The organism is Pseudoalteromonas sp. SR41-8 (assembly GCF_014163915.1).
In the GTDB taxonomy this organism is placed as follows: domain Bacteria; phylum Pseudomonadota; class Gammaproteobacteria; order Enterobacterales; family Alteromonadaceae; genus Pseudoalteromonas; species Pseudoalteromonas rhizosphaerae.
The window spans coordinates 1-22528 of the sequence record NZ_JACJEE010000003.1 but is presented as its reverse complement, the minus strand read 5'-3'; the positions used below and the strand labels follow the sequence as shown (position 1 = coordinate 22528).

Here is a 22528-nt window from a genome sequence, read left to right as displayed (position 1 = left end):
TTTCAAAAGACTAGACTGCTACGATGAATACATTGATCACACTATATAAAACTTCCCTACAAAAAATAGCCATTTTTGATGGTATCCCTGCTTTACTATTTAGACTGATACTGGCGCCAGTTATGATCATCGCAGGTTATAACAAGCTAAATATCAGTGGTAATGGTAATGGTTTTTTTGAATTCTTTTTAGCTTCTCCAGATGTTGTTGCTTGGTTTGGTAACCCAGACTGGGGCTTAGGCTTACCTTTTCCTGATTTACTGGCTTTTTTAGCTGGCTGGAGTGAATTTCTCGGTGGCTGGCTGCTCTTAGTTGGTTTATTAACCCGTCTGGTTAGCATACCGCTGATGTTTACTATGGTCGTTGCCGCAACTTCTGTACATTGGCACAATGGCTGGTTTGCGATTGCGCCGACAGATCCAGATACCAGTGCTGCACAAGTACTTGATTGGTTGGCGATCCCCGGTGCAAAAGAAAGTTTAGATAATTCCCGAGAAGTAAAAGAACGTATTGAGAAAATTCGAGGACTTGTACAAGAACATGGTTTCCCCGATTACCTTTATGAAAAGGGTAAACCGTCGATTTTGAATAATGGCATTGAGTTTTCAGCAATTTATTTTGCGATGTTATTGAGTTTATTTTTTACCGGCGGTGGGCGTTTTGTTAGCCTTGATCACTGGTTACGGAAAAGATTCGAATAATCTAAATCTCTACCTGTCAGTTTGCGACGGCCGTCGCAAAATTTCTAACTTTCAAACTTTCTCAGCAATCCCTATCAATGCTATGCTAGTTTCTTTTTTAATTAGAGAATCGCTATGGACGCTATTGAGCTTTTATTGACTCGTCAGTCAGATCCTCGACTGATTGCACCTGCCCCAAACAACAGTCAACTTGATATTATTAAACAAGCAGCGCTTCGTGTGCCTGATCATGGTTGCCTTGCGCCTTGGCAATTTATTGTTGTTGCAGAAGATGCGCGAGAACGACTCGGCGAAATTTATTATCAAAGTGCAGTTGCAGAACAACAAGATGAAAAAGTAATTAATCGTGCCAAAGAGTTACCGCTGCGTGCACCGATGATAATCATTGCCATTGCCAAATATCAATCGCACCCAAAAGTGCCGCGTATAGAACAAGTACAAAGTGCTGGTTGTGCTGTGTTAGCTATGCAACAAGCAGCTTTTGCGCAAGGACTGGGTGGTGTCTGGCGTACTGGTTACTTTGCGCAAAGTGAGGCGGTAAAAGCGGCGTTAAAGCTTGATAATGAAGATGAGATTGTCGGTTACCTGTATTTAGGCACTCCAGAAGTGGACTGTAAAAAGGCTGTTCGTCATAGCCCAGAACACTTTTTCACAAACTTATAGTTGCCAAAACGTAATTAATTGGAACTTTGTCGTGTTATTTCAGTCAGAGTGCATTAAGGCTACCTTTGTTATTATCTTTAGGTAGCTTGGCTGTCTGAAGCGCTTGGATGCAATAACCCTCAATACAATGGTTTGTTATTTTTCTGCAGTTTGTTAATGTATGGAGTGTCTTAATTAGAATAACAACAAGAAGACGAGGATAATGGGAAATTTATTTTTACGTGAAAAAGAAAAATGGTTAACGTGGTCCTTATGGGGTTTTGTTGGTGCGGCTATCACTCTTTACACAGCATTTAGTACACAGACTCCTCATTTAATCGCGATCTCATCAACTGCTATTGTGGTTATCTTAGCGTGGTGGATGCAACGCACAAGACGATTTGATTTTGGTAGAGCGTTTAAAGTGTGTTGTTACGTGTTGTTTGTGAGTATTTTACCCGCTTTTGTATTGGTGCTTGTACCAAGTGATGATCTAAACCGCTTTGATTTAATCTTTCAGAGCTTAAGTTTTGTAACTTTTAGCTTATTAGTCTGCTTACTGTGTTCGTGGGTCGCGAAACGTCCAAAACAGTATTATTGATGTATTTTTAAGCGCTTCGAGTAATTGTAACGATTAATTTGAACTTTTTTACTTTTAGGGCTTTACAACAAGGCGGCTAACCCCTATTATCCGCGCCGTACGGAGAGATGGCAGAGTGGTCGAATGCACCGGTCTTGAAAACCGGCAGGGGTTTATAGCCCCTCTAGGGTTCAAATCCCTATCTCTCCACCATATTTAAAAAGCCGCCTTATGGGCGGCTTTTTGCTATCTGGAGTTTAAGATGTCACAGCAAAATCAATTAAACACCACACAACGGGTGCTAAAACACGTACTGTTATGGTCGGTGTTTGGCTACTGTTATCACAGTGCTATTAACTTACTCGTTAAAATGGCGATGGATGCACAACCAGAGCATGTATTGCTCACAGCTATGCTTTACTGCCTAGGCTTTAATCTATTAGCTGGGCATTTAATTACTAAATATGATAAATACTGGCCAGAAATTGCGGCAATATTTATTGGTTGTATCGGTTTATTAGTCGTGCCGGTGTTATTAGTTGGTACGCAGGCATTACTGAGTCGTCCATTACTTGCTGGTATTTTAATCAGCTTGCCAATCTTGACTTTTGCTGTGCGCTTAATAAAGCGAAAACTCACTAAAAACTAGCTCTAAAGAAGCCCAAAAGGGCTTTTTTTTATGATAGCATAGGCGCGTCTTTTAACTGATACCAGCGTTATTAAGCTTGGTATAAACAAAACGTGAAACATATTATGTCAGATAATTTTACTACAGATGCTGAAAAAGCAAGTTACGGTATTGGCCTACAGATGGGTGAGCAACTTAAAGCTAACCCTTTCGAAGGTTTAAACTTAAATTCAGTATTTGCAGGCATGAAAGATGCGTATGTGGGCGGCGATTTCCAAGTTGAGATCCCTGAGATCCAAGCTGCATTCGAAAAAATCAACACTGAAATCCAAGCACGTCGTGAAGAAGAAGCGAAAGTACTTGCAGCTGAAGGCATTGCATTCTTAGAAGAAAATGCAAAACGTGCTGAAATCACAGTGACTGAGTCTGGTCTTCAATATGAAGTACTAGCAACAGGTGAAGGCAACAAGCCAACTGCTGAGTCAACAGTGCGTGTTGATTATCACGGTACACTTATCAACGGTACTGTATTTGACAGCTCTTATGAGCGTGGTCAACCTGCTGAGTTTCCAGTTGGTGGCGTGATCAAAGGCTGGACTGAAGCATTACAAATGATGCCTGAAGGCACCAAATGGCGTATCTATGTTCCTCATGAGCTTGCTTATGGAGAACGTGGTGCCGGTGCTGCAATTGCACCATTCTCAACACTGGTATTTGACGTTGAGCTACACGAAATTCTTTAATTAGAAATTGAGTAATAAAAAGCCGCGCTAATAACTATTAGCGCGGCTTTTTTATGGTTATTTACTGAGATCAGAAATAACCACGTAGACCAATTCTAAAGTTACGCCCAGGAAGTGGCGCTTCATCTTTAATAAATGAACTATGTACAAAACCCAGTTCATCCGTAATATTATCAACGTTGATATAAAACTGTGTATCTACCGGACCGACACTTAATTGATAATTTGCTTGCGCATCAAACAGTGTATAGCCATCAGTTGCGGTTTCATAAGCCGTAATATCACGTTGTTCAAAGTAGTGTGTGCCAGTTAAGCTGAACTGCCAATCACTGATATTATACTGAAATTCTGAACCTAACTTATTCGCCGGAATACGCGGTAAATACCCTTCATCATCAGCAAGTTTTGCAGTGGTTGAGTCACCAAATACTTTTACCATCGCATTTGAATTTAATTGATAATGTGCATCAAATTCAATGCCGTATAATTTCGCATCTTTACTGACAAATTGATAAACAGCCATACCATCATCGTGGCCAGGCTCTGCAGCTTCAAGGCCGTGCTCTTCATCAAACATTAACCCCGTGTTTTGCTGATAGTAAAAATTGGCAATGTCGTTATAGAAAAAGTTAACCGTATAACCAAAATCGCCACTAAAGCGTCTAAAGCCAAAATCAATATTGGTTGATGTTTCTTGTTTGATATTTTCAGGTTCGAAGTGAATTTCACCGTCTTCTATCGCGTAGCCTAAACCAAGCTCATAGGTGCCAGTTGCAATATGGACACCATTTGATAATAGCTCGGCTGATAACGGTGCGCGTTCAGAGTGTGACACGCTCAGCGCAATACTTTGTCCGGGTGTATATTGCCAAATAGCGCCTGCTGAAGCGCTCAGATTAGTAAAGCTTTTACTGTAAGGCGTTATTTCATTGGCGTGTTCATCAGTATGATCATCTTCATGGTCATGCGCAGCAGCACCGACATTACTATCAATATTATAATCTTCAATACGCGCACCTAATTCTAATGTCACGTTGCCAAACTGTTTTTCTTCGAGGATAAATAATGCATGAGTAGTCGTTTTGCTAGCGGGTGTGAAGGCTTCTTCACCATCGGCATCATAATCAGATTCACTAAAATGATAACCAGCCATACCATGCCAATTACCTAACTTATGCTCGATATTTAAACGTGCTTCAGTGGTTTCATTACTAAAGATAGTACCGATCGCGCCATCTTCAATTTCAGCATGGCGATAATCAGTATAACCTAGACGTAAATTAATAGTTTCAATCCAGTTGTTGTGTAATGCATAGCTCATCAAACCTTGCCAGCGATCTTGTTCTACACGCGCATAAACGGCTTCTTCTTCGCCTTCATCATGGTCGTGTTCGTGTTCGTGATCATGGCCATGTTCATGGCTATGTGCTGGAATACCGTAGTCGGTTTCAATACGGCCATAAGAAACACCTAGCGTTAAATGCTCACCTACATAGCTAGTACCAAAGTTAACGGTTTGGCTATCAATAAAGGTATTTTTTACCGAGGTGGCTGTTTCATGCTCTTCTTCGTCATGACCCTCATGACCCTCATGATCTTCGTGCTCTTCTTCAGGTAAGTTAAAACGCGGAGTTTGGTAGTCATCACCAGTGCGTTTGGTACCGTCAAAATGGAAGTTAAAGTTGTTATGGCCCGTCTCAAGCTTGGCAGCATAGGTGTTGGCATTTGAAACCGTGTCATGGCTGTATTCAACAGCCCCAGTTAACTGCTCGATATTATCAGTTGGAATGCGGTTATCTACTACGTTAACTACGCCACCAATCGCGCCTGAGCCATAAAGTAGCGTAGCTGGGCCACGCAAAACTTCAATCTGTTCTGCAGCTAGGCTGTCATTCGATGTTGCGTGATCTGGGCCAATACGTGATGCATCGCTGCTGTCTAAGCCATTTTGGGTGATTTTAACGCGAGGGCCATCTAGGCCACGGATTATAGGGCTAGATGAAACAGGGCCAAAATAGCTGGCATTAACACCCGGAAGCCCTTTGAGCGTTTCGCCTAACGTGGGTTTTGCTTTATTGCGCAGTTCATCACCACTGAGTACACTCACTGGTGAAATCATCTCTAAGCTATTTTTATGCAGGGCAGAGGCGTACACAACGACAGATTCAACTGACGTAGGTACAAGCGTGATATTTAGAGCAGAACTGGTTTCAGTTACTTGAACTCTAGCATCAACAAAATTATTTTTACTAATATGTAATTGGCTATTAGCATCAATATTAATACTAAATCGGCCATTCTCGTCAGTTTTAATTGACTGTGCTTTACCGTGTACGTGCACATCGGCATAGCTGAGTGGTTGCTTGTTATTGTCAAAAACTTGCCCAGTTACCAGCGCAGCATGAGCAGAAAAAGAGCTTAAAGCAGTGATAATTGCAGTTGATATTAATGAATGTCGGATCATGGTTACTACGTTGTTGCTATTATGTTGTGATATAATATAACACCATCATTTGTGCTGATCAATAATGTTATACCATAACTTTTAAAATAAACGTGCTTATATCAGATTGGGCTATACTCAATAGGAGTAACGGCGAGACTGGTGAATATTATGTCTGATAAAACACGTATTTTTAAAGCACGATTTAGCATAGCTGATCTGCGTCATCAGCGTAATCACAAAGAAATTTTTACCACAGCGTTGACTAAAAATGAAACACTGGAGCATTTTGTTTTAAAGCTGTTAGGCTATTGTATTTTATCTTATGACAGCCATGCAGTGCTTAATAAACTTGCTGATAAACTACAGCCAGATGTAGGAATTCAAGCGTTGGATGAACATTATAAAACCTGGTTAAGTGTTGATAAACCTGACCTTGATGAATTAGTTAAGATCGCTAAGCAAGTGGATGAATTATTAATTTTAACAACGGGCAATAGTGAATGGTTAACGCAATCTCAGTCACGGTTAAAGTTATTTGATAATAGCCATATTATTGAGATTGACCAGCAGTTTATTGATGATATTCAGGTGGATTTAACCCGCAGTTTAAATTGGGATGTAACCATAGATGAAAGTAGTTTAATGATCAGTGATAAAATACATTGCTATGAAACAAAGCAGTTTGACTGGCATTAAAAAATTACTTCAAATTGAGAGTGATATTGCCATCGGGTTTACAGCAGCACAGCAGTACTTCTCCATCACGTACAAAGGCGAGTGGTTCTTCGTTATAGGTGACTTGCCCTGCTACTAGGGTTGCTCTACAGGCACCACAATATCCTTCTCTACACTGAAAAGGAATTTCATATTGCTGTTGTTCTAGGCAGTCTAAAAGGGAATGACAGCCAGTGTCAAAATCTACACACTGGCTATTATCTGCAAAGTGGATCTTTGCAGTTTTGTTGCTGGTCATTAGAGATCGAAGTCACCGAAATCAGAGGCATTAACTTGAGAGTCAATTTGGCCTACAAGGTATGAGCTGATCTCCGCTTCTTGTGGAGCAACTTGTACATTGTCTGACACCAACCATGAATTGATCCATGGGATAGGGTTACTGCTGGTTTTAAACTGTGTTGGTAAACCAACTGCAGTCATACGAGCATTAGTAATGTACTCAACGTATTGGCATAAAATATCTTTGTTTAAGCCAATCATTGAACCATCTTTAAACAGGTATTCAGCCCATTCTTTTTCTTGTTCAGCAGCATCAACAAACATCTTGATCGCTTCATCACGACACTGGGCTGCTACGATAGCCATTTCAGGATCGTCTTTACCATCTTGCATAATATTCAAAATATGCTGAGTACCAGAAAGATGAAGCGCTTCATCACGGGCGATCAGCTTAATAATTTTAGCGTTACCTTCCATTAATTCTCGCTCTGCAAACGCAAATGAACAGGCAAAACTGACATAAAAACGGATCGCTTCTAAGATATTCACTGACATCATTGCAAGGTATAAAAGCTTTTTAAGTTCAAATAAACTGATATGAACTGTTTCGCCATTAAGTTCATGTTTACCTTCACCGTATAAGTTATACACAGCCACTTTATTAATTAATTCATCGTAATATTTAGTTACGGCATCAGCACGTTCACTGATCTTTTCGTTACTAACGATATCATCAAAAATAAGCTCAGGGGCTTGGGTAACGTTACGAATAATATGTGTATATGAACGGCTATGGATTGTTTCACTAAATGCCCATGTTTCAATCCAGGTCTCAAGTTCTGGGATCGACACAATTGGCAGTAACGCAACATTAGGCGAGCGACCTTGCACACTATCAAGTAAGGTTTGATATTTTAAGTTACTTAAAAATATATGTTTTTCGTGATCAGGTAAGGCCTGAAAATCTAACCGATCTTTACTTACATCGACTTCTTCAGGACGCCAAAAAAACGATAGTTGTTTTTCAATTAGCTTTTCGAAAATAGGGTACTTCTGTTGATCATAACGCGATACGTTAACGGTTTGGCCGAAAAACATCGGTTCTTGTAGTTGGTTATTATGGTTTCGGCTAAAAGTAGTATAAGACATAAGATCACTCAAAAAACGAACAGGGCAAAGCGGGCGTATAGCCCGCTTCCAATTTATATTTATTACCGATTAGATTTTACACGCACCGCCTGCACAATCATCATCTTCCACTTCTGGTGTATCTTCTTGCATATCAGATGCACCATCACGGGTGTTATGGTAGTAAAGGGTTTTAACGCCAAGTTTGTAAGCACCCAGTAAATCTTGTAATAAGACCTTCATTGGTACTTTACCACCTTCAAACTTATTTGGATCGTAGTTAGTATTGGCAGAAATTGTTTGGTCAACAAACTTTTGCATAATACCCACTAATTCTAAATAACCTTTATTTGATGGGATATCCCACAATAATTCATAATTATTTTTAAGGCGTTCATACTCAGGTACAACTTGTTTTAAAATACCATCTTTACTGGCTTTAACACTGATATGACCACGTGGTGGTTCAATACCATTAGTTGCATTTGAAATTTGCGACGATGTCTCAGATGGCATCAACGCAGATAACGTTGAGTTACGCATACCATGCTCTTTAATATTGGCACGTAATGTATCCCAATCTAAATGCAATGGTTCATCACAAATTTTATCCAAATCACGTTTGTATGTATCGGTTGGCATAATACCTTGCGAATACGTTGTTTCGTTAAATTTAGGACATGCACCACGTTCTTTAGCCAGTTCATTTGAGGCTTTCATTAGGTAATACTGAATTGCTTCAAATGTTTTGTGAGTCAATGCATTAGCACTGCCATCAGAATAACGTTTGCCATTTTTAGCAAGGTAATATGCGTAGTTGATTACGCCTATTCCGAGTGTACGACGGCCCATCGTTGCATTATGTGCTGCTGGCACCGGGTAGTCTTGGAAATCCAGTAAGTTATCAAGTGCACGTACCGCAAGTTCTGCAAGCTCTTCAAGTTCATCCAGTGACTCAATCGCACCTAAGTTAAAGGCCGACAGCGTACACAGTGCAATTTCACCTTCTTCATCATTAACATTGTTAAGTGGTTTAGTTGGCAATGCAATTTCTAAACATAAGTTAGATTGGCGAATTGGTGCCACTTTAGCAATGAACGGGCTGTGTGTATTACAGTGGTCAACGTTTTGTAAATAGATGCGGCCAGTGCTAGCACGCTCTTGTGCAAACATTGAAAACAGCTCAATAGCTTTAATACGTTTTTTACGAATTGACTCGTCTTGTTCATATTGTACGTAAAGACGATCAAATTCATCTTGATCTTCAAAAAATGCATCATATAAACCAGGCACATCAGACGGGCTGAATAATGTGATGTAATCATCTTTGATCAAACGTGAGTACATTAGTTTATTAAACTGTACACCGTAATCTAAGTGACGAACGCGGTTATCATCAACACCACGGTTGTTTTTAAGCACTAATAAGTTTTCAACTTCTAGATGCCAAAGTGGATAGAACAGGGTTGCTGCGCCACCACGGACACCACCTTGCGAACAACTTTTAACGGCCGTTTGAAAGTGCTTATAAAACGGGATACAACCGGTGTGGTATGCTTCACCATTGCGAATAGGGCTACCTAGGGCGCGAATACGACCAGCATTAATACCAATACCTGCACGTTGCGATACGTATTTTACAATCGCTGATGAGGTTGCATTAATTGAATCTAGGCTGTCACCGCATTCAATCAGTACACATGAACTGAATTGACGCGTAGGGGTACGAACTCCCGCCATAATAGGCGTAGGTAATGAAATTTTGAACAATGACACTGCATCGTAAAAACGCTTTATGTAGTCTAAACGCGTTTCTTTTGGGTAATCAGAGAACAAGCTGGCTGCAACTAAAATATACAAAAACTGTGCGCTTTCATAAATTTCACCCGTAACACGGTTTTGTACTAAATATTTACCTTCAAGCTGTTTAACAGCAGCATAGCTGAAGTTTAAATCACGTCCATGATCAAGGTATTCATCCAGTTGATCAATTTCTTGCTCTGTGTAGTCAGCTAGTAAGTGTGCATCGTAACGCTTATCTTCAACTAACTTAACGATATGATCATACAAGCGCGGTGGCTCAAATTGACCATAGGCTTTTTTACGCAAATGGAATACAGCTAAGCGGGCTGATAAATATTGATAATCAGGCGACTCTTTAGAGATCTGATCAGCGGCCGCTTTGATGATGGTTTCATGGATGTCTTCAGTACGAATACCATCATAAAACTGGATGTGCGATTTCAGCTCAACTTGTGAGACAGACACATTATTTAGACCTTCGGCGGCCCAAGCAATAACGCGATGGATCTTATCTAAATCAAGTGACTCTTTACGGCCGTCACGTTTGCTTACAGATAGCTGTTGGTTCATAGTTTTGCCTGTATTCCTTGGGATATAATATTTTTTAGTGACACATTTTTCTTAAAATAAATTTTTTATTGCAATAAAATTGTATTAGCGCGAATTTAATTGAATAACATTTAGCCACAACATCTGGTGTTCATCAAATTCTAGATCACAAGATAGTGTGGTATGCGATCATTTGCAAGGGGCATAAACGCCCCTAATTGTGGATAAGGTTGGGATAACACGCTTGTGTTAGTAGCCATTAACCTTTGACCATCTGATTAAAATGAAATTTATAAAAATCAACTGATGATCGATTAAATTTACGCATTTTAAAAATAAATTTTGGCTGCTTTTTTTATCAACAAACAATGTGCAAAAAGTAACACGATCACAATATGTAGTGGTTAAAATTTAACATGGCACTATATATGGTTAAATGCATCAATAGGTGATTGCCAATTAAAATCGGCTTGCCAACTCAATGCTTCAGCTTCACTAGGGATGTAGCCCCACAACGCAGCAGCGCTGTGCATGTTTGCAGCCTTGGCTGCAATTATGTCACGCTGCGCATCACCGATATACAAACAACGACTCGGATCAACATCTAACAGTTGGGCTGTATGCAGTAAAGGTAAAGGAGATGGTTTAGCGATATCGAGGGTGTCACCACTGACAATTGCCTGTGCATCTTTTAGTTCAGCAATTGCAGCAACTAATGGAATAGTCAAAAATTCAGGTTTATTAGTCATGATCCCCCATTTGATCTGTTGTTGATCAAGCGCGATCAATAATTGTGCAATTCCAGTAAAGCATTGACTATGGGTGGCAATATTATCTGCGTAGGCCGTTAATAGCTGCCGGCGTAAGTCAGCTTGATTTGGGTGATCGTGCCATTGCTGACCAAATCCAGCTGCAAGCAGCGCCATTGCACCGTTAGAAGCTGCAGGACGATATATATCAGCGGTTACTAATGGTTGGTTATGATCAGCGAGTACGTAATTAAGCGCAGCCCCTAAATCATCTGCGGTATCGAGTAATGTACCGTCTAAATCAAAAATAAAGGCGTCGTAATCAATTGCGGAGGTTGCTGTGTTAAAACCAGCCATTACGCTAGTTTCTCAAAATGCAGAATATAATTAACGCTTACATCGGTATTTAAGCTGTACTGCTTTGATAAAGGGTTATAACTCAATCCCGCACTAGCACGTACTTTGAGGCCCGCTTGTTCTGCCCATGCAATGAGTTGTGCTGGTTTGATAAACTTTTTGTGATCATGGGTTCCATCAGGCACCATCTTCAATAATTTTTCCGCCCCGATAATTGCGTACAAATATGCTTTTGGGGTTTTGTTTAATGTAGAGAAAAATACATCGGCACCAGGTTTCGCTAATTCTGCTACTGCATGAATGATAGATGCAGGGTCTGGCACATGCTCTAACATTTCCATACAAGTAATAGTATCAAAGCGGGCAGGGTGTTCGCTGGCATACTGTTCGGCAGGTATTTTTATATAGTCAACGTTTACACCGGTTTCTAAACTGTGCAGTTTCGCAACGGTTAACGGCTCTTGACCCATATCAATACCAGTCACATGTGCGCCCATTCGCGCCATACTTTCACTTAATATACCGCCACCACAGCCGACATCGAGTGTTTCTTTGTCGAATAAGCCTTTGGCCTTGTCGGCAATAAAATCTAATCTTAATGGATTAATTTCATGAAGGGGTTTAAATTCGCCTTCACGATCCCACCAACGCTCAGCGATGGCTTCAAACTTTGCAATTTCTGCACTATCTACATTCTGATGTTCGGTCATAAAAAACTTCCTCGTCAATCTCAGGCCATTATATAGGGGTAAATTAATAAATCGCAAAGATTTAGCGCCTGTAAATCTAAATTAATTGTGGTAGCATGACTTGGTAATAATAACTAAATCCCCGCAAGCGCCCATATGTGGCACTTTCGTGGGTCAATACTGAAGGAATGTGATATCAAATGACTGATTTCGCCAATGAAATTCTGCCAGTCAATATTGAAGACGAGTTAAAAAACTCCTATTTAGATTACGCAATGAGCGTAATTGTAGGACGAGCACTACCAGACGTACGTGATGGTTTAAAACCTGTTCACCGCCGCGTTTTGTTTGCTATGAACGAGCTTAATAATGATTGGAATAAGCCTTACAAAAAATCAGCCCGTGTGGTTGGTGATGTAATTGGTAAATACCATCCCCATGGCGACAGTGCGGTGTATGACACAATCGTACGTATGGCCCAGCCATTCTCTTTACGTTATATGTTAGTTGACGGCCAAGGTAACTTTGGTTCAGTTGATGGTGACTCAGCAGCAGCAATGCGTTATACCGAAGTCCGTATGGCGAAAATGTCTCATGAGCTTTTGGCTGATCTTGAAAAAGAGACTGTTGATTTTGTACCTAACTATGATGGTACAGAGCAAATTCCTGACGTATTACCGACCAAAGTTCCTAACTTATTAGTGAACGGTTCATCGGGTATTGCGGTAGGTATGGCGACGAACATTCCTCCTCATAACTTAACTGAAGTTGTGAATGGCTGTTTAGCACTTATTCAAAACCCTGAATTAACCATTCATGAACTAATGGATTATATTCCGGGCCCAGATTTTCCAACTGCAGCAATTATCAACGGTAAAAAAGGCATTGAACAAGCCTATTTAACTGGCCGTGGCAAAGTGTACATGCGTGCACGTGCGGAAATTGAAGTTGACGAAAAAACCCATCGTGAAACGATCATCGTTCACGAGATCCCTTATCAAGTAAATAAAGCCCGCTTAATCGAAAAGATTGCTGAGCTTGTTAAAGATAAGAAGATTGAAGGCATTAGTGCATTACGTGATGAATCAGATAAAGACGGTATGCGTATCGTTATCGAGATCAAACGTGGTGACGTAGGCGAAGTGATCTTAAACAACCTTTATGCACAAACTCAGTTACAAACTGTGTTTGGTATGAACATGGTTGCGTTGATCAATAACCAGCCTAAGTGTTTCAACTTAAAAGAAATGCTTGAAGAATTCATCATTCACCGCCGTGAAGTAGTGACTCGTCGTACGGTATTTGACCTACGTAAAGCCCGCGATCGTGCACACATGCTTGAAGGCTTAGCAATTGCACTTGCTAACATTGACCCAATTATCGAGCTTATTCGTAACTCACCAACGCCAGCTGAAGCTAAAGTAGCACTTGCTAGCCGTCCGTGGGAATTAGGTAATGTGAAAGCCATGCTTGAAAAAGCCGGTGAAGCAAATGTTGCCCGTCCAGATTGGTTAGCGGATGACTTAGGGATTCGTGATGGTCAGTATTATATTTCTGAGCAACAAGCCCAAGCAATTCTAGATTTACGCTTACACAAGCTTACTGGTCTTGAACATGAAAAGATTCTAAGCGAATACCAAACGTTATTAGATTTAATTGCCGAGCTTTTATATATTCTTGCTAATCCTGAGCGTTTAATGGAAGTTATCCGCGATGAGTTAGTTGAAATTAAAGAGCAATACGGCGACGAACGTCGTACTGAAATTAATGCTGCGGCTCATGATATTAGTCTTGAAGACTTGATCACTGAAGAAGACGTAGTAGTAACCCTATCTCACGAAGGGTATGTGAAGTATCAGCCATTGTCTGATTACGAAGCACAGCGTCGTGGTGGTAAAGGTAAATCAGCAACCAAGATGAAAGATGAAGATTTCATTGAACGTCTACTAGTTGCTAATACTCACGACACGATTCTTTGTTTCTCAACGGCGGGTCGCTTATATTGGCTTAAAGTGTATCAATTACCACTTGCCAGTCGTGCAGCCCGTGGTAAGCCAATTGTAAACTTATTGCCGCTTGAAGCAGACGAACGTATTACGGCTATCTTGCCAGTACGTGAGTATGAAGAAAATAAATACATCTTTATGGCAACTGCATTCGGTACCGTGAAGAAAACACCATTGACTGCGTATAGTCGTCAACGTGCTAGCGGTATTATTGCCGTTAACTTAAACGACGGTGATAGCTTGATTGGTGTCGATATCACTGATGGTAGCAACGAAATCATGTTGTTTACTGATGCTGGTAAAGTTGTTCGCTTTAAAGAAGCAGAAGAATCACCTGTTTTAGATGAAAATGGCAACCCAGTACTTGATGAAAACGGTAACCCGGAAATCAAGTTTAAGGGTGTTCGTCAGATGGGCCGTACTGCAACAGGTGTTCGTGGTATTAAGATGCCTGAAGGGCAACGTGTTGTATCATTAATTGTACCTAAGACGAATGGTGCTATCTTAACCGTGACAGAAAACGGCTACGGTAAGCGTACATTGCTCAGTGACTACCCTGCTAAGAGTCGTGCGACTCAAGGTGTGGTATCAATCAAAGTAAGTGAGCGTAACGGTGCTGTAGTTGGTGCTGTACAAGTTGACGATAACGATGAAATCATGATTATCTCTAATCGAGGTACTCTGGTGCGAACTCGCGTTAATGAAGTTTCTACCGTTGGGCGAAATACCCAAGGTGTTATTTTGATAAGAACTATTGACGAAGAGCAAGTAGTTGGTTTACAACGTATCGAAGAGATCGAAATCGATGAGCTTAACGCTATTATCGAAGGTGAAAGCGTTGAACTAGTCGACACTGTTAATGATGACGCTGGGGATAATCCTCCAGAGGCATAACATTAATCATTAAAGCGGCTTCGGCCGCTTTTTTTTACTATAAAAATCAAAAAATTAATTGTTAAAATTAGCAATTAAAAACAATTGTTAAATTACTGGAATGAGGAAAGGTAATGAGTATATATAATTTTTGTGCTGGGCCTGCAATGTTACCGCCAGCTGTGATGGAAAAAGCACAAAAAGAATTTCTTGATTGGCAAGATTTAGGTGTATCGGTGATGGAGATCAGTCACCGTAGTAAAGAATTTTTAGCATTAACGGCACAATGTGAAGCAAGCTTACGCCGGTTAATGAATATCAGCGATGAATTTGAAGTGCTGTTTATGCATGGCGGTGGTCGAGGCCAATTTGCTGCTGTGCCACTGAACTTGCACCAAGCAGGTAAAGACGCCGTATATTGTGAAAATGGTGTGTGGTCTAAAGGTGCGGTTGACGAAGCGGTCAAATTCACTACCGTCGCTGAGCTTGATGTCCGTAATGACACAAATGAGCAATTTTCTATCAAACCAGTTAGTGAGTGGCAATTTCCAGCCGATCCTTCATACATCCACTATTGTCCAAATGAAACCATTGATGGCATTGAAGTGTTTGATGTACCAAGTCACCCAACAGCGCCGATCGTTGCAGACATGTCATCAACTATTTTATCGCGTGAATTTGATGTTGATCAGTTTGATTTAATTTACGCTGGTGCACAAAAGAATATTGGTCCATCAGGCCTTGCCATTGTGATTATTCGTAAAACGTTGCTTGAGCGTGAAGGGGTTGCAAAGCCAGGTATATTTGATTACGCACTCGAAGTAAAACAAGGCAGCATGTATAACACGCCACCTACTTTTGCTTGGTATTTAGCGGCAGAAGTATTTGACTGGCTTGAGCAAAACGGTGGTGTTAAAGCCATGGAACAGCAAAATATAGCAAAAGCCGAACTGCTGTATGGCTTTATTGATGAATCGCCATTTTATAGCAATAAGGTTGCTAAGCATTGTCGTTCACGTATGAATGTGCCTTTTTGGCTCAATGATGAAAGCTTAAATGCACAGTTTTTAGCTCAAGCAAAAGAAGCTGGCTTACTTGCACTTGAAGGTCACCGTATTGTTGGCGGTATGCGTGCGAGTATTTACAACGCCATGCCACTTGCCGGTGTACAAGCGTTAGTTGACTTTATGGCGAAATTTGCCAAGGAGCACAGTTAATGGAGCAGTTACGGTTAGAGCCAATCAATCTAGTAAATGGCAGTGTTACCTTACCTGGCTCAAAAAGTTTATCAAATCGTATTTTATTGTTAGCGGCACTTGCGCAAGGCACAACGGTTGTAGAAAACTTATTAGACAGTGATGATATTCGTCATATGCTTGGTGCATTAAAATTATTGGGCGTTGATGTCAGTCTTAATGATGATAAAACTGTAGCCACTGTAAAAGGTGTTGGCGGGCAGTTTTTAACTCCAGCTGAGCCATTGTTTTTAGGTAATGCAGGCACCGCGTATCGTCCACTGACTGCGGTATTAGCAGCGGTGAAGGGAAACTATGAACTAATTGGCGAGCCACGTATGGAAGAGCGCCCAATTGGTCACCTAGTTGATGCATTACAAGCGCTCGGTGGGGATGTTAGTTATTTAAAAAATAAAGACTATCCGCCACTTAAAATTGTTGGTGGGCAAATTAATGGCGGCAACGTTGCAATTGATGGCAGTATTTCGAGCCAATTTCTTACAGCATTATTAATGGCTGCGCCGTTATTTAATGGCGATACGTGCATTACAATTAAGGGTACGCTGGTATCTAAACCGTATATTGATATTACCTTAGATGTAATGGCTCGCTTTGGCATATCGGTAACTCACGATAACTATAAAACCTTTACTGTAAAAGGTGCGCAGCAATACCAAGCTGTTGAGCGTATTATGGTTGAAGGGGATGCATCAAGTGCATCTTACTTTGTCGCTGCGGCGGCAATTGCCGGTGGTGAAATCGAGATCAAAGGTGTAGGTGCCAAATCTGTGCAAGGCGATATTGGCTTTGCAAAAGTGATGGAGCAGGTCGGTGCTAAAATAGATTGGTATGACGAGCGCTTAGTGGTACGTAAAGGTGAATTAAAAGGTGTTGATATCGATGCCAATGCTATTCCTGATGCGGCGATGACCCTTGCAACAGTGGCGTTATTTGCAGATGGTCCAACCGCTATTCGTAATATTTATAACTGGCGCGTAAAAGAAACTGACCGTTTACATGCAATGGCGACAGAGCTGCGTAAAGTCGGTGCAGAGGTTATTGAAGGTGAAGATTTCATCGAAATAACACCGCCAAAACACTTTAACGATGTGGCGATTGATACCTATGACGACCACCGTATTGCGATGTGTTTTGCCATGGTAGCGGTAGGCGGCAAGCCAATAACTATCAATGATCCTAAGTGTACATACAAGACATTTCCAACATTTTTCAATGTACTAGCATCGGTTAGTCAATAAATGACTAAAGTTGAAATATAAAAAGTTACATACAAAAAGCGGATATATTTAATTAAGTAACGTATAATGTCGCAGTTTTATTTTGGTGTGCATTGCAGGAGGTTTAAATGCAGGCGTTATTAATGCCCGTGATCACCGTTGATGGCCCAAGTGGTTCAGGTAAAGGAACTGTTTGTCGCTTGTTAGCCGATAAATTAGGGTGGGATGTACTGGATAGTGGCGCGATTTATCGCGTATTAGCACTAGCAGCACTTCATCACCAAATTGCACTAGACAACGAAGAGGCATTGGTGCCTTTAGCTGCTAACTTAGATGTGCAGTTTTTAGTTGATAGTCAAACTAACGCTGGAAAGGTTATTCTGGAAGGTGAAGATGTATCAACAACAATTCGAAATGAAGAAGTAGGAGCTGCCGCTTCAAAAGTAGCAGCCTTACCGCGCGTTAGAGAAGCATTATTACGGCGCCAACGCGCATTTCGAACTGAAAATGGGCTAATAGCCGATGGCCGCGATATGGGCACTGTGGTGTTCCAAGATGCTCCATTAAAAATTTATTTAACCGCTAGTGCAGAAGAACGCGCGCGCCGACGTTTTGTTGAGTTGAATGAACGCGGTCTTGATGTTACACTAAGTGGTCTATTAGAAGATATTCAAGCACGTGATGACCGCGATATGAATCGTGCTGTTGCGCCGCTTGTACCAGCTGACGATGCTATTGAACTCGATACTAGCGAGCTTAATGCACAGCAAGTGTTTGATAAGGTTATGACTTTATTAGATGCAGCGATTGTCGAAGGTAAACTTCCAAAGCGACGATAAACTATTTATGCGCCAGCAGGATGCCAGTGCTATTTTAACAACCCCATGCAGCATGGTTGCTTATTGGTAATAATATATGAGACGTATATTCGTATGTCAGAAAATTTTGCGCAGTTATTTGAAGAAAGCTTAAAGGGTTTTGAAGCAGAGCAAGGCTCTATCGTTAAAGGTACAGTTATCTCTATCGAGAACAACATTGTACTTGTAGATGCTGGTCTTAAATCAGAAAGTGCTATCCCTGCAGAGCAGTTCAAAAATGCTGCTGGTGAACTAGAAGTTGCTGTTGGCGACGAAGTAGATGTTGCACTAGATGCAATTGAAGACGGTTTCGGTGAAACTATCCTTTCTCGTGAGAAAGCGAAGCGTCACGAAGCGTGGATCCGTCTTGAGAAAGCATGTGAAGAGCAAGAGACTGTTACTGGTGTTATCAACGGTAAAGTTAAAGGCGGTTTCACTGTTGAAGTTGATTCAATCCGTGCTTTCCTACCTGGTTCACTTGTTGATGTTCGTCCAGTACGTGACACAACTCACCTTGAAGGCAAAGAGCTTGAATTTAAAGTAATCAAGCTTGATCAAAAACGTAACAACGTTGTTGTTTCACGTCGTGCAGTTATCGAATCTGAAAACTCACAAGAACGTGAAGAGCTTCTTGCTAACCTTGTTGAAGGTCAAGAAGTTAAAGGTATCGTTAAGAACCTTACTGACTACGGTGCGTTCGTTGACCTTGGTGGTGTTGATGGTCTACTACACATTACTGATATGGCGTGGAAGCGTGTTAAGCACCCTTCAGAAATCGTTAATGTTGGCGACGAAATCGCAGTTAAAGTTCTTAAATTCGACAAAGATAAAACTCGTGTATCTCTAGGCCTTAAACAGCTTGGTGAAGATCCATGGGCAGCTATCGCTGGTCGTTACCCAGAAGGTTCTAAACTTTCTGGCCGTGTAACTAACCTTACAGATTACGGTTGCTTCGTAGAAATCGAAGAAGGCGTTGAAGGTCTAGTACACGTTTCTGAAATGGATTGGACTAACAAGAACATCCATCCTTCTAAAGTTGTTAGCTTAGGCGACACTGTTGAAGTTATGGTTCTTGAAATCGACGAAGAACGTCGTCGTATTTCACTTGGTCTTAAGCAATGTATTGCTAATCCTTGGCAAGAATTTGCTCGTCTACAAAACAAAGGCGATCAAGTTACTGGTAAGATCAAATCAATCACTGACTTCGGTATCTTTATCGGTCTTGACGGTGGTATTGACGGTCTTGTACACCTTTCAGACATTTCTTGGAATACACCTGGCGAAGACGCTGTACGTGAATTCAAGAAAGGCGACGAAATCACTGCTATCGTATTGCAAGTTGACCCAGAGCGTGAACGTATCTCTCTAGGTGTTAAGCAAATCGAAGCTGACCCATTCAATAACTACCTTGATGCAAACAAAAAAGGTGCTATTGTTAAAGGTAAAGTGACAGAAGTTGATGCGAAAGGCGCAACTGTTGAACTTATCGAAGGCGTTGAAGGTTACATCCGTGTAGCTGATATCGCTCAAGAGCGCGTTGAAGATGCAACTACTGTTGTTTCTGTAGGCGACGAAATTGAAGTGAAATATGTTGGTGTTGATCGTAAGAACCGCACTTTAAGCCTTTCAGTTAAAGCTCTTTTCGAAGCAGAAGAGAAAGAAGTACTAGAAAAGCTTAAGAAAGAAGAGCCAGTGTTCGAAAACGCAATGGCAGCTGCATTCGCAAATGCACAAAAAGACTAATTAATCAGTCTTAATTGGAAGGGCAGTGTTGCCCTTCCTTTATCTCTTTTTAAGGAAACGTTATGACTAAGTCAGAATTGATAGAACAATTAGCCGAGCAACACGCGCATGTACCTGTGAAAGATGTTGAGAATGCTGTTAAAGAAATTCTTGAACAAATGGCCGGCTCATTATCAAGCTCAGATCGTATTGAAATCCGTGGCTTTGGTAGTTTCTCATTACACTTTCGTTCACCTCGCACAGGTCGTAATCCAAAGACTGGCGACACGGTTGAGTTAGAAGGTAAGCACGTACCACATTTTAAACCAGGCAAAGAGTTACGAGATCGCGTAAACGCGAGCATTGCCTAGTTACTTAGTTGGAGTAGTTACTTGTTTAGGGTATTAAAAATTATCCTGGTAGCAATATGCTTAATTTTTGCATTTGTACTTGGTTCGCAAAATCCACAGTTAGTGCAAATAAATTATATTATTGCCAGCAATACTTTACCCCTCGCAATGATAATAAGTATCTGCTTTGCTTTAGGTGTCGCAATTGGTTGTTTTATTAGCTTTAAATTGTTTTCGCAATTAAAGTGGCAAAACTATCGTTTGAAAAAAAAATTAGCGCCTGAAAAAGATAATAATAAGCTTGTTGCTAATAAAGACACCTAACTATGATTGAGCTTTTGTTTTTACTTTTACCTGTTGCGGCTGGTTATGGCTGGATCATGGGTAAAAATAGCGCTAAAAACCAAGCTCATCAACTTAATCGTCAGATCACATCTGAATACAGTAAAGGCTTAAAGTTTTTACTCGACAGAGAGGAAGATCAAGGCCTTGAGCACTTAATCAACTTGCTTGAAGTCGCCGCTGACTCTGTTGAACATTATTCTACATTAGCAACGATGTTTCGCCGCCGAGGTGAATTAGATCGTGCAATAAAAATCCACGAATTACTGCTCAAACACCCAAGCCTTAATGAACAACAAGCTGCTGCTAGTCGCCTTGAACTTGCTGAAGATTATATTATGGCGGGTTTGCTTGATGGCGCCGAAGAACATTTAGTGTGGTTAGTAAAAGCCAACCACAGTGATGCATTAGAGCCGATACTTAATTTATATTCGCAAACACGCGAATGGGAAAAGGGTATCAATATGTTCGAAGCACACAGTGATTTATTTTCAAAGCCGCAACATTTCAAAGCCATTGCTAACTTTTATTGTGAAGCTGCGTTGCTTAGCAATGATCCGCAAATTATGCGCAAAGCCATTAGCCTAAATCATAAAGCGATCCGCCCATTATATGAATTAGGTAAATCAGCATTTGCAAAAGAAGATTACGTAAAAGCAATTTATTATTGGCGTGAGCTGATCTGTAGTTTCACTTTTTTTGCTCCCTTGTTTATAGATGATTTAGCTCACAGTTATGAGCAATTAAACCTAACCCACCAATTTCATGAATTATTACAGCAGCTACTTGATAAAGGTGGGGTGCTAATAAAAATAAAACATTGCCAAGCATTACTTGAGCAAGGGCATACCGAACAAGCAATTAAGTTTTTAACTGATAGTTTAAAACGTCAGCCAACAATTCGTGGCTTTAGTTTTTTATTACAGCTATTAGCAAAACAAAATAATGATATTAAAGATGTACTAGATCAAATAGATAAACTGGTCACATCTTATATTGCGACCAAGCCAGATTTTCAGTGTCAACACTGTGGCTTTACCAGTCATACAATTTATTGGGTTTGTCCTTCGTGCAAACATTGGGAAACCATAGTACCGAGCCGTGGTTTAGACGGTTTTTAGTTTTCTATAAAAATATTCACTTACTTCTACAATCAGTTTTAGGAAAGTTATGTCTCTCGAACATTCAAAAAAAGTTCTTATCGCCCTCGATTACGATGATCAGCAAACCGCTTTAAACTTTGTAAAGCAATTATCGCCTGATACATGTCGTTTAAAAGTAGGCAAAGAAATGTTTACCTATTTTGGACCTGCTTTTGTAAAAGAATTAATTGACCTTGGCTTTGACGTATTCTTAGATTTAAAGTTTCATGATATTCCAAATACAGTTGCCAAAGCGGTTACCGCAGCTGCCAAAATGGGTGTTTGGATGGTTAATGTTCACGCCAGTGGCGGTGTCGAAATGATGACTAAAGCCAAACAAGCGCTTGAGCAATTTGGTGATAAAGCGCCATTATTAATTGCCGTTACCGTTTTAACCAGTATGGATGAAAACGAGCTAAAGCGTTTAGGTGTTGATAAAACACCAGAAGAGCAAGTGATTTATTTAGCAAAACTTGCAAAAGAGTCAGGCCTTGACGGGGTCGTGTGCTCAGCGCAAGAAGCAAAAAAATTAAAAGCAGAGCTAGGTGAAGATTTTAAATTGGTAACGCCAGGTATTCGCCCTGCGGGAAGTGATGCAGGAGATCAAAAACGTATCATGACACCAAAGCAAGCAATTGAAGATGGCAGCGATTATTTAGTTGTTGGCCGCCCAATTACGCAAGCCGCAGACCCAGTCGCAGTTCTTAAAGAAATTAATGACTCGATAAAATAAACAAGCGTTATTTTAATTAGTACTAATACTAAGAACTAAGAACTAAGAACTAAGAACTAAG

General features: G+C 40.6%; 21 protein-coding genes and 1 tRNA gene. 16 read left to right on the top strand and 6 right to left on the bottom strand.

What is annotated here, in order from left to right; translation table 11 throughout:
- Positions 1 to 23 precede the first annotated feature (23 nt).
- From H5162_RS03020 to H5162_RS02995, 6 genes are all read left to right on the top strand, one after another.
- Entirely contained in the window at positions 24 to 701 is a 678-nt protein-coding gene (locus H5162_RS03020) for a DoxX family protein (protein WP_149982495.1), read from the top strand.
- Positions 702 to 815: 114 nt separating this feature from the next.
- Entirely contained in the window at positions 816 to 1364 is a 549-nt protein-coding gene (locus tag H5162_RS03015) for an NAD(P)H nitroreductase (protein WP_182777605.1), read from the top strand.
- A 202-nt stretch (positions 1365 to 1566) separates the two neighbouring features.
- Positions 1567 to 1944: a hypothetical protein gene (locus tag H5162_RS03010; protein WP_145233198.1), complete on the top strand. Its 378-nt coding sequence runs from the start codon at positions 1567 to 1569 to the stop codon at positions 1942 to 1944.
- A 101-nt stretch (positions 1945 to 2045) separates the two neighbouring features.
- Positions 2046 to 2136, top strand: a tRNA-Ser gene (locus H5162_RS03005).
- A gap of 49 nt (positions 2137 to 2185) precedes the next feature.
- The gene (locus H5162_RS03000; RefSeq protein ID WP_179959208.1) at positions 2186 to 2572 is read left to right on the top strand and encodes a hypothetical protein; all 387 of its coding nucleotides are present in this window, start codon (positions 2186 to 2188) and stop codon (positions 2570 to 2572) included.
- Positions 2573 to 2676: 104 nt separating this feature from the next.
- A complete protein-coding gene (locus H5162_RS02995) occupies positions 2677 to 3294 on the top strand; it encodes an FKBP-type peptidyl-prolyl cis-trans isomerase (RefSeq protein ID WP_182717447.1) in 618 nt (205 codons plus the stop codon).
- A gap of 70 nt (positions 3295 to 3364) precedes the next feature.
- Here H5162_RS02995 and H5162_RS02990 read toward each other — a convergent pair whose 3' ends face one another.
- Entirely contained in the window at positions 3365 to 5758 is a 2394-nt protein-coding gene (locus H5162_RS02990) for a TonB-dependent receptor domain-containing protein (protein WP_182777603.1), read from the bottom strand.
- A 150-nt stretch (positions 5759 to 5908) separates the two neighbouring features.
- On the opposite strand from H5162_RS02990, the gene H5162_RS02985 reads away from it, so the two are divergent.
- A complete protein-coding gene (locus H5162_RS02985) occupies positions 5909 to 6436 on the top strand; it encodes a YaeQ family protein (protein WP_182717449.1) in 528 nt (175 codons plus the stop codon).
- A gap of 4 nt (positions 6437 to 6440) precedes the next feature.
- Here the strand turns inward: H5162_RS02985 and yfaE are convergent, their stop codons facing one another.
- From yfaE to ubiG, 5 genes are all read right to left on the bottom strand, one after another.
- A complete protein-coding gene (gene yfaE, locus H5162_RS02980; RefSeq protein ID WP_145233207.1) occupies positions 6441 to 6713 on the bottom strand; it encodes a class I ribonucleotide reductase maintenance protein YfaE in 273 nt (90 codons plus the stop codon).
- Positions 6713 to 7843: a class Ia ribonucleoside-diphosphate reductase subunit beta gene (gene nrdB / locus H5162_RS02975; protein ID WP_145233209.1), complete on the bottom strand. Its 1131-nt coding sequence runs from the start codon at positions 7841 to 7843 to the stop codon at positions 6713 to 6715. The genes yfaE and nrdB overlap by 1 nt, the downstream gene beginning before the upstream one ends.
- 69 nt (positions 7844 to 7912) lie before the next feature.
- The gene (gene nrdA / locus H5162_RS02970; protein ID WP_145233211.1) at positions 7913 to 10195 is read right to left on the bottom strand and encodes a class 1a ribonucleoside-diphosphate reductase subunit alpha; all 2283 of its coding nucleotides are present in this window, start codon (positions 10193 to 10195) and stop codon (positions 7913 to 7915) included.
- Between the two features lie 401 nt (positions 10196 to 10596).
- Entirely contained in the window at positions 10597 to 11280 is a 684-nt protein-coding gene (locus tag H5162_RS02965) for an HAD family hydrolase (protein WP_182777601.1), read from the bottom strand.
- Entirely contained in the window at positions 11280 to 11990 is a 711-nt protein-coding gene (gene ubiG / locus H5162_RS02960) for a bifunctional 2-polyprenyl-6-hydroxyphenol methylase/3-demethylubiquinol 3-O-methyltransferase UbiG (RefSeq protein ID WP_145233215.1), read from the bottom strand. Before ubiG ends, H5162_RS02965 begins: the two co-directional genes overlap by 1 nt.
- A gap of 179 nt (positions 11991 to 12169) precedes the next feature.
- Here ubiG and gyrA point away from each other — a divergent pair, with 179 nt between their 5' ends.
- The 9 genes from gyrA to pyrF all read left to right on the top strand — a co-directional run bounded on the left by gyrA (position 12170) and on the right by pyrF (position 22467).
- Positions 12170 to 14869 carry a DNA topoisomerase (ATP-hydrolyzing) subunit A gene (gene gyrA / locus H5162_RS02955; RefSeq protein ID WP_182734225.1) on the top strand — a complete coding sequence of 900 codons (2700 nt, stop codon included), beginning with the start codon at positions 12170 to 12172 and terminating at the stop codon, positions 14867 to 14869.
- Positions 14870 to 14982: 113 nt separating this feature from the next.
- Positions 14983 to 16065, top strand: a complete 1083-nt coding sequence (gene serC, locus H5162_RS02950; RefSeq protein WP_182777599.1) for a 3-phosphoserine/phosphohydroxythreonine transaminase — start codon at positions 14983 to 14985, stop codon at positions 16063 to 16065.
- Positions 16065 to 17342, top strand: a complete 1278-nt coding sequence (gene aroA, locus H5162_RS02945) for a 3-phosphoshikimate 1-carboxyvinyltransferase (protein WP_182717452.1) — start codon at positions 16065 to 16067, stop codon at positions 17340 to 17342. Before serC ends, aroA begins: the two co-directional genes overlap by 1 nt.
- Positions 17343 to 17449: 107 nt before the next feature.
- Entirely contained in the window at positions 17450 to 18160 is a 711-nt protein-coding gene (cmk, locus tag H5162_RS02940) for a (d)CMP kinase (protein WP_149982486.1), read from the top strand.
- A 93-nt stretch (positions 18161 to 18253) separates the two neighbouring features.
- A complete protein-coding gene (rpsA, locus tag H5162_RS02935; protein WP_029216020.1) occupies positions 18254 to 19921 on the top strand; it encodes a 30S ribosomal protein S1 in 1668 nt (555 codons plus the stop codon).
- Positions 19922 to 19983: 62 nt separating this feature from the next.
- Positions 19984 to 20271, top strand: coding sequence for an integration host factor subunit beta (gene ihfB, locus H5162_RS02930; protein ID WP_016707218.1), 288 nt, complete (start codon positions 19984 to 19986; stop codon positions 20269 to 20271).
- Positions 20272 to 20292: 21 nt separating this feature from the next.
- Positions 20293 to 20574, top strand: a complete 282-nt coding sequence (locus H5162_RS02925; protein WP_016707217.1) for a lipopolysaccharide assembly protein LapA domain-containing protein — start codon at positions 20293 to 20295, stop codon at positions 20572 to 20574.
- Positions 20575 to 20576: 2 nt separating this feature from the next.
- On the top strand, positions 20577 to 21713 hold the full coding sequence (gene lapB, locus H5162_RS02920; protein ID WP_145233226.1) for a lipopolysaccharide assembly protein LapB: 1137 nt from the start codon (positions 20577 to 20579) through the stop codon (positions 21711 to 21713).
- Positions 21714 to 21762: 49 nt separating this feature from the next.
- Entirely contained in the window at positions 21763 to 22467 is a 705-nt protein-coding gene (gene pyrF / locus H5162_RS02915; protein WP_182777597.1) for an orotidine-5'-phosphate decarboxylase, read from the top strand.
- Positions 22468 to 22528 lie beyond the last annotated feature (61 nt).

Bases quoted from the DNA above. Each gene is read 5' to 3' on its own strand.
- H5162_RS03015 (WP_182777605.1), top strand. From the start codon at position 816: ATGGACGCTATTGAGCTTTTATTGACTCGTCAGTCAGATCCTCGACTG.
- lapB (WP_145233226.1), top strand. From the start codon at position 20,577: ATGATTGAGCTTTTGTTTTTACTTTTACCTGTTGCGGCTGGTTATGGC.
- H5162_RS02985 (WP_182717449.1), top strand. From the start codon at position 5,909: ATGTCTGATAAAACACGTATTTTTAAAGCACGATTTAGCATAGCTGAT.
- rpsA (WP_029216020.1), top strand. From the start codon at position 18,254: ATGTCAGAAAATTTTGCGCAGTTATTTGAAGAAAGCTTAAAGGGTTTT.
- nrdB (WP_145233209.1), bottom strand. From the start codon at position 7,843: ATGTCTTATACTACTTTTAGCCGAAACCATAATAACCAACTACAAGAA.
- H5162_RS03010 (WP_145233198.1), top strand. From the start codon at position 1,567: ATGGGAAATTTATTTTTACGTGAAAAAGAAAAATGGTTAACGTGGTCC.
- H5162_RS02965 (WP_182777601.1), bottom strand. From the start codon at position 11,280: ATGGCTGGTTTTAACACAGCAACCTCCGCAATTGATTACGACGCCTTT.
- gyrA (WP_182734225.1), top strand. From the start codon at position 12,170: ATGACTGATTTCGCCAATGAAATTCTGCCAGTCAATATTGAAGACGAG.
- serC (WP_182777599.1), top strand. From the start codon at position 14,983: ATGAGTATATATAATTTTTGTGCTGGGCCTGCAATGTTACCGCCAGCT.
- ubiG (WP_145233215.1), bottom strand. From the start codon at position 11,990: ATGACCGAACATCAGAATGTAGATAGTGCAGAAATTGCAAAGTTTGAA.
- nrdA (WP_145233211.1), bottom strand. From the start codon at position 10,195: ATGAACCAACAGCTATCTGTAAGCAAACGTGACGGCCGTAAAGAGTCA.
- aroA (WP_182717452.1), top strand. From the start codon at position 16,065: ATGGAGCAGTTACGGTTAGAGCCAATCAATCTAGTAAATGGCAGTGTT.
- H5162_RS02990 (WP_182777603.1), bottom strand. From the start codon at position 5,758: ATGATCCGACATTCATTAATATCAACTGCAATTATCACTGCTTTAAGC.
- yfaE (WP_145233207.1), bottom strand. From the start codon at position 6,713: ATGACCAGCAACAAAACTGCAAAGATCCACTTTGCAGATAATAGCCAG.
- H5162_RS03020 (WP_149982495.1), top strand. From the start codon at position 24: ATGAATACATTGATCACACTATATAAAACTTCCCTACAAAAAATAGCC.
- cmk (WP_149982486.1), top strand. From the start codon at position 17,450: ATGCAGGCGTTATTAATGCCCGTGATCACCGTTGATGGCCCAAGTGGT.
- H5162_RS03000 (WP_179959208.1), top strand. From the start codon at position 2,186: ATGTCACAGCAAAATCAATTAAACACCACACAACGGGTGCTAAAACAC.
- H5162_RS02995 (WP_182717447.1), top strand. From the start codon at position 2,677: ATGTCAGATAATTTTACTACAGATGCTGAAAAAGCAAGTTACGGTATT.
- pyrF (WP_182777597.1), top strand. From the start codon at position 21,763: ATGTCTCTCGAACATTCAAAAAAAGTTCTTATCGCCCTCGATTACGAT.
- ihfB (WP_016707218.1), top strand. From the start codon at position 19,984: ATGACTAAGTCAGAATTGATAGAACAATTAGCCGAGCAACACGCGCAT.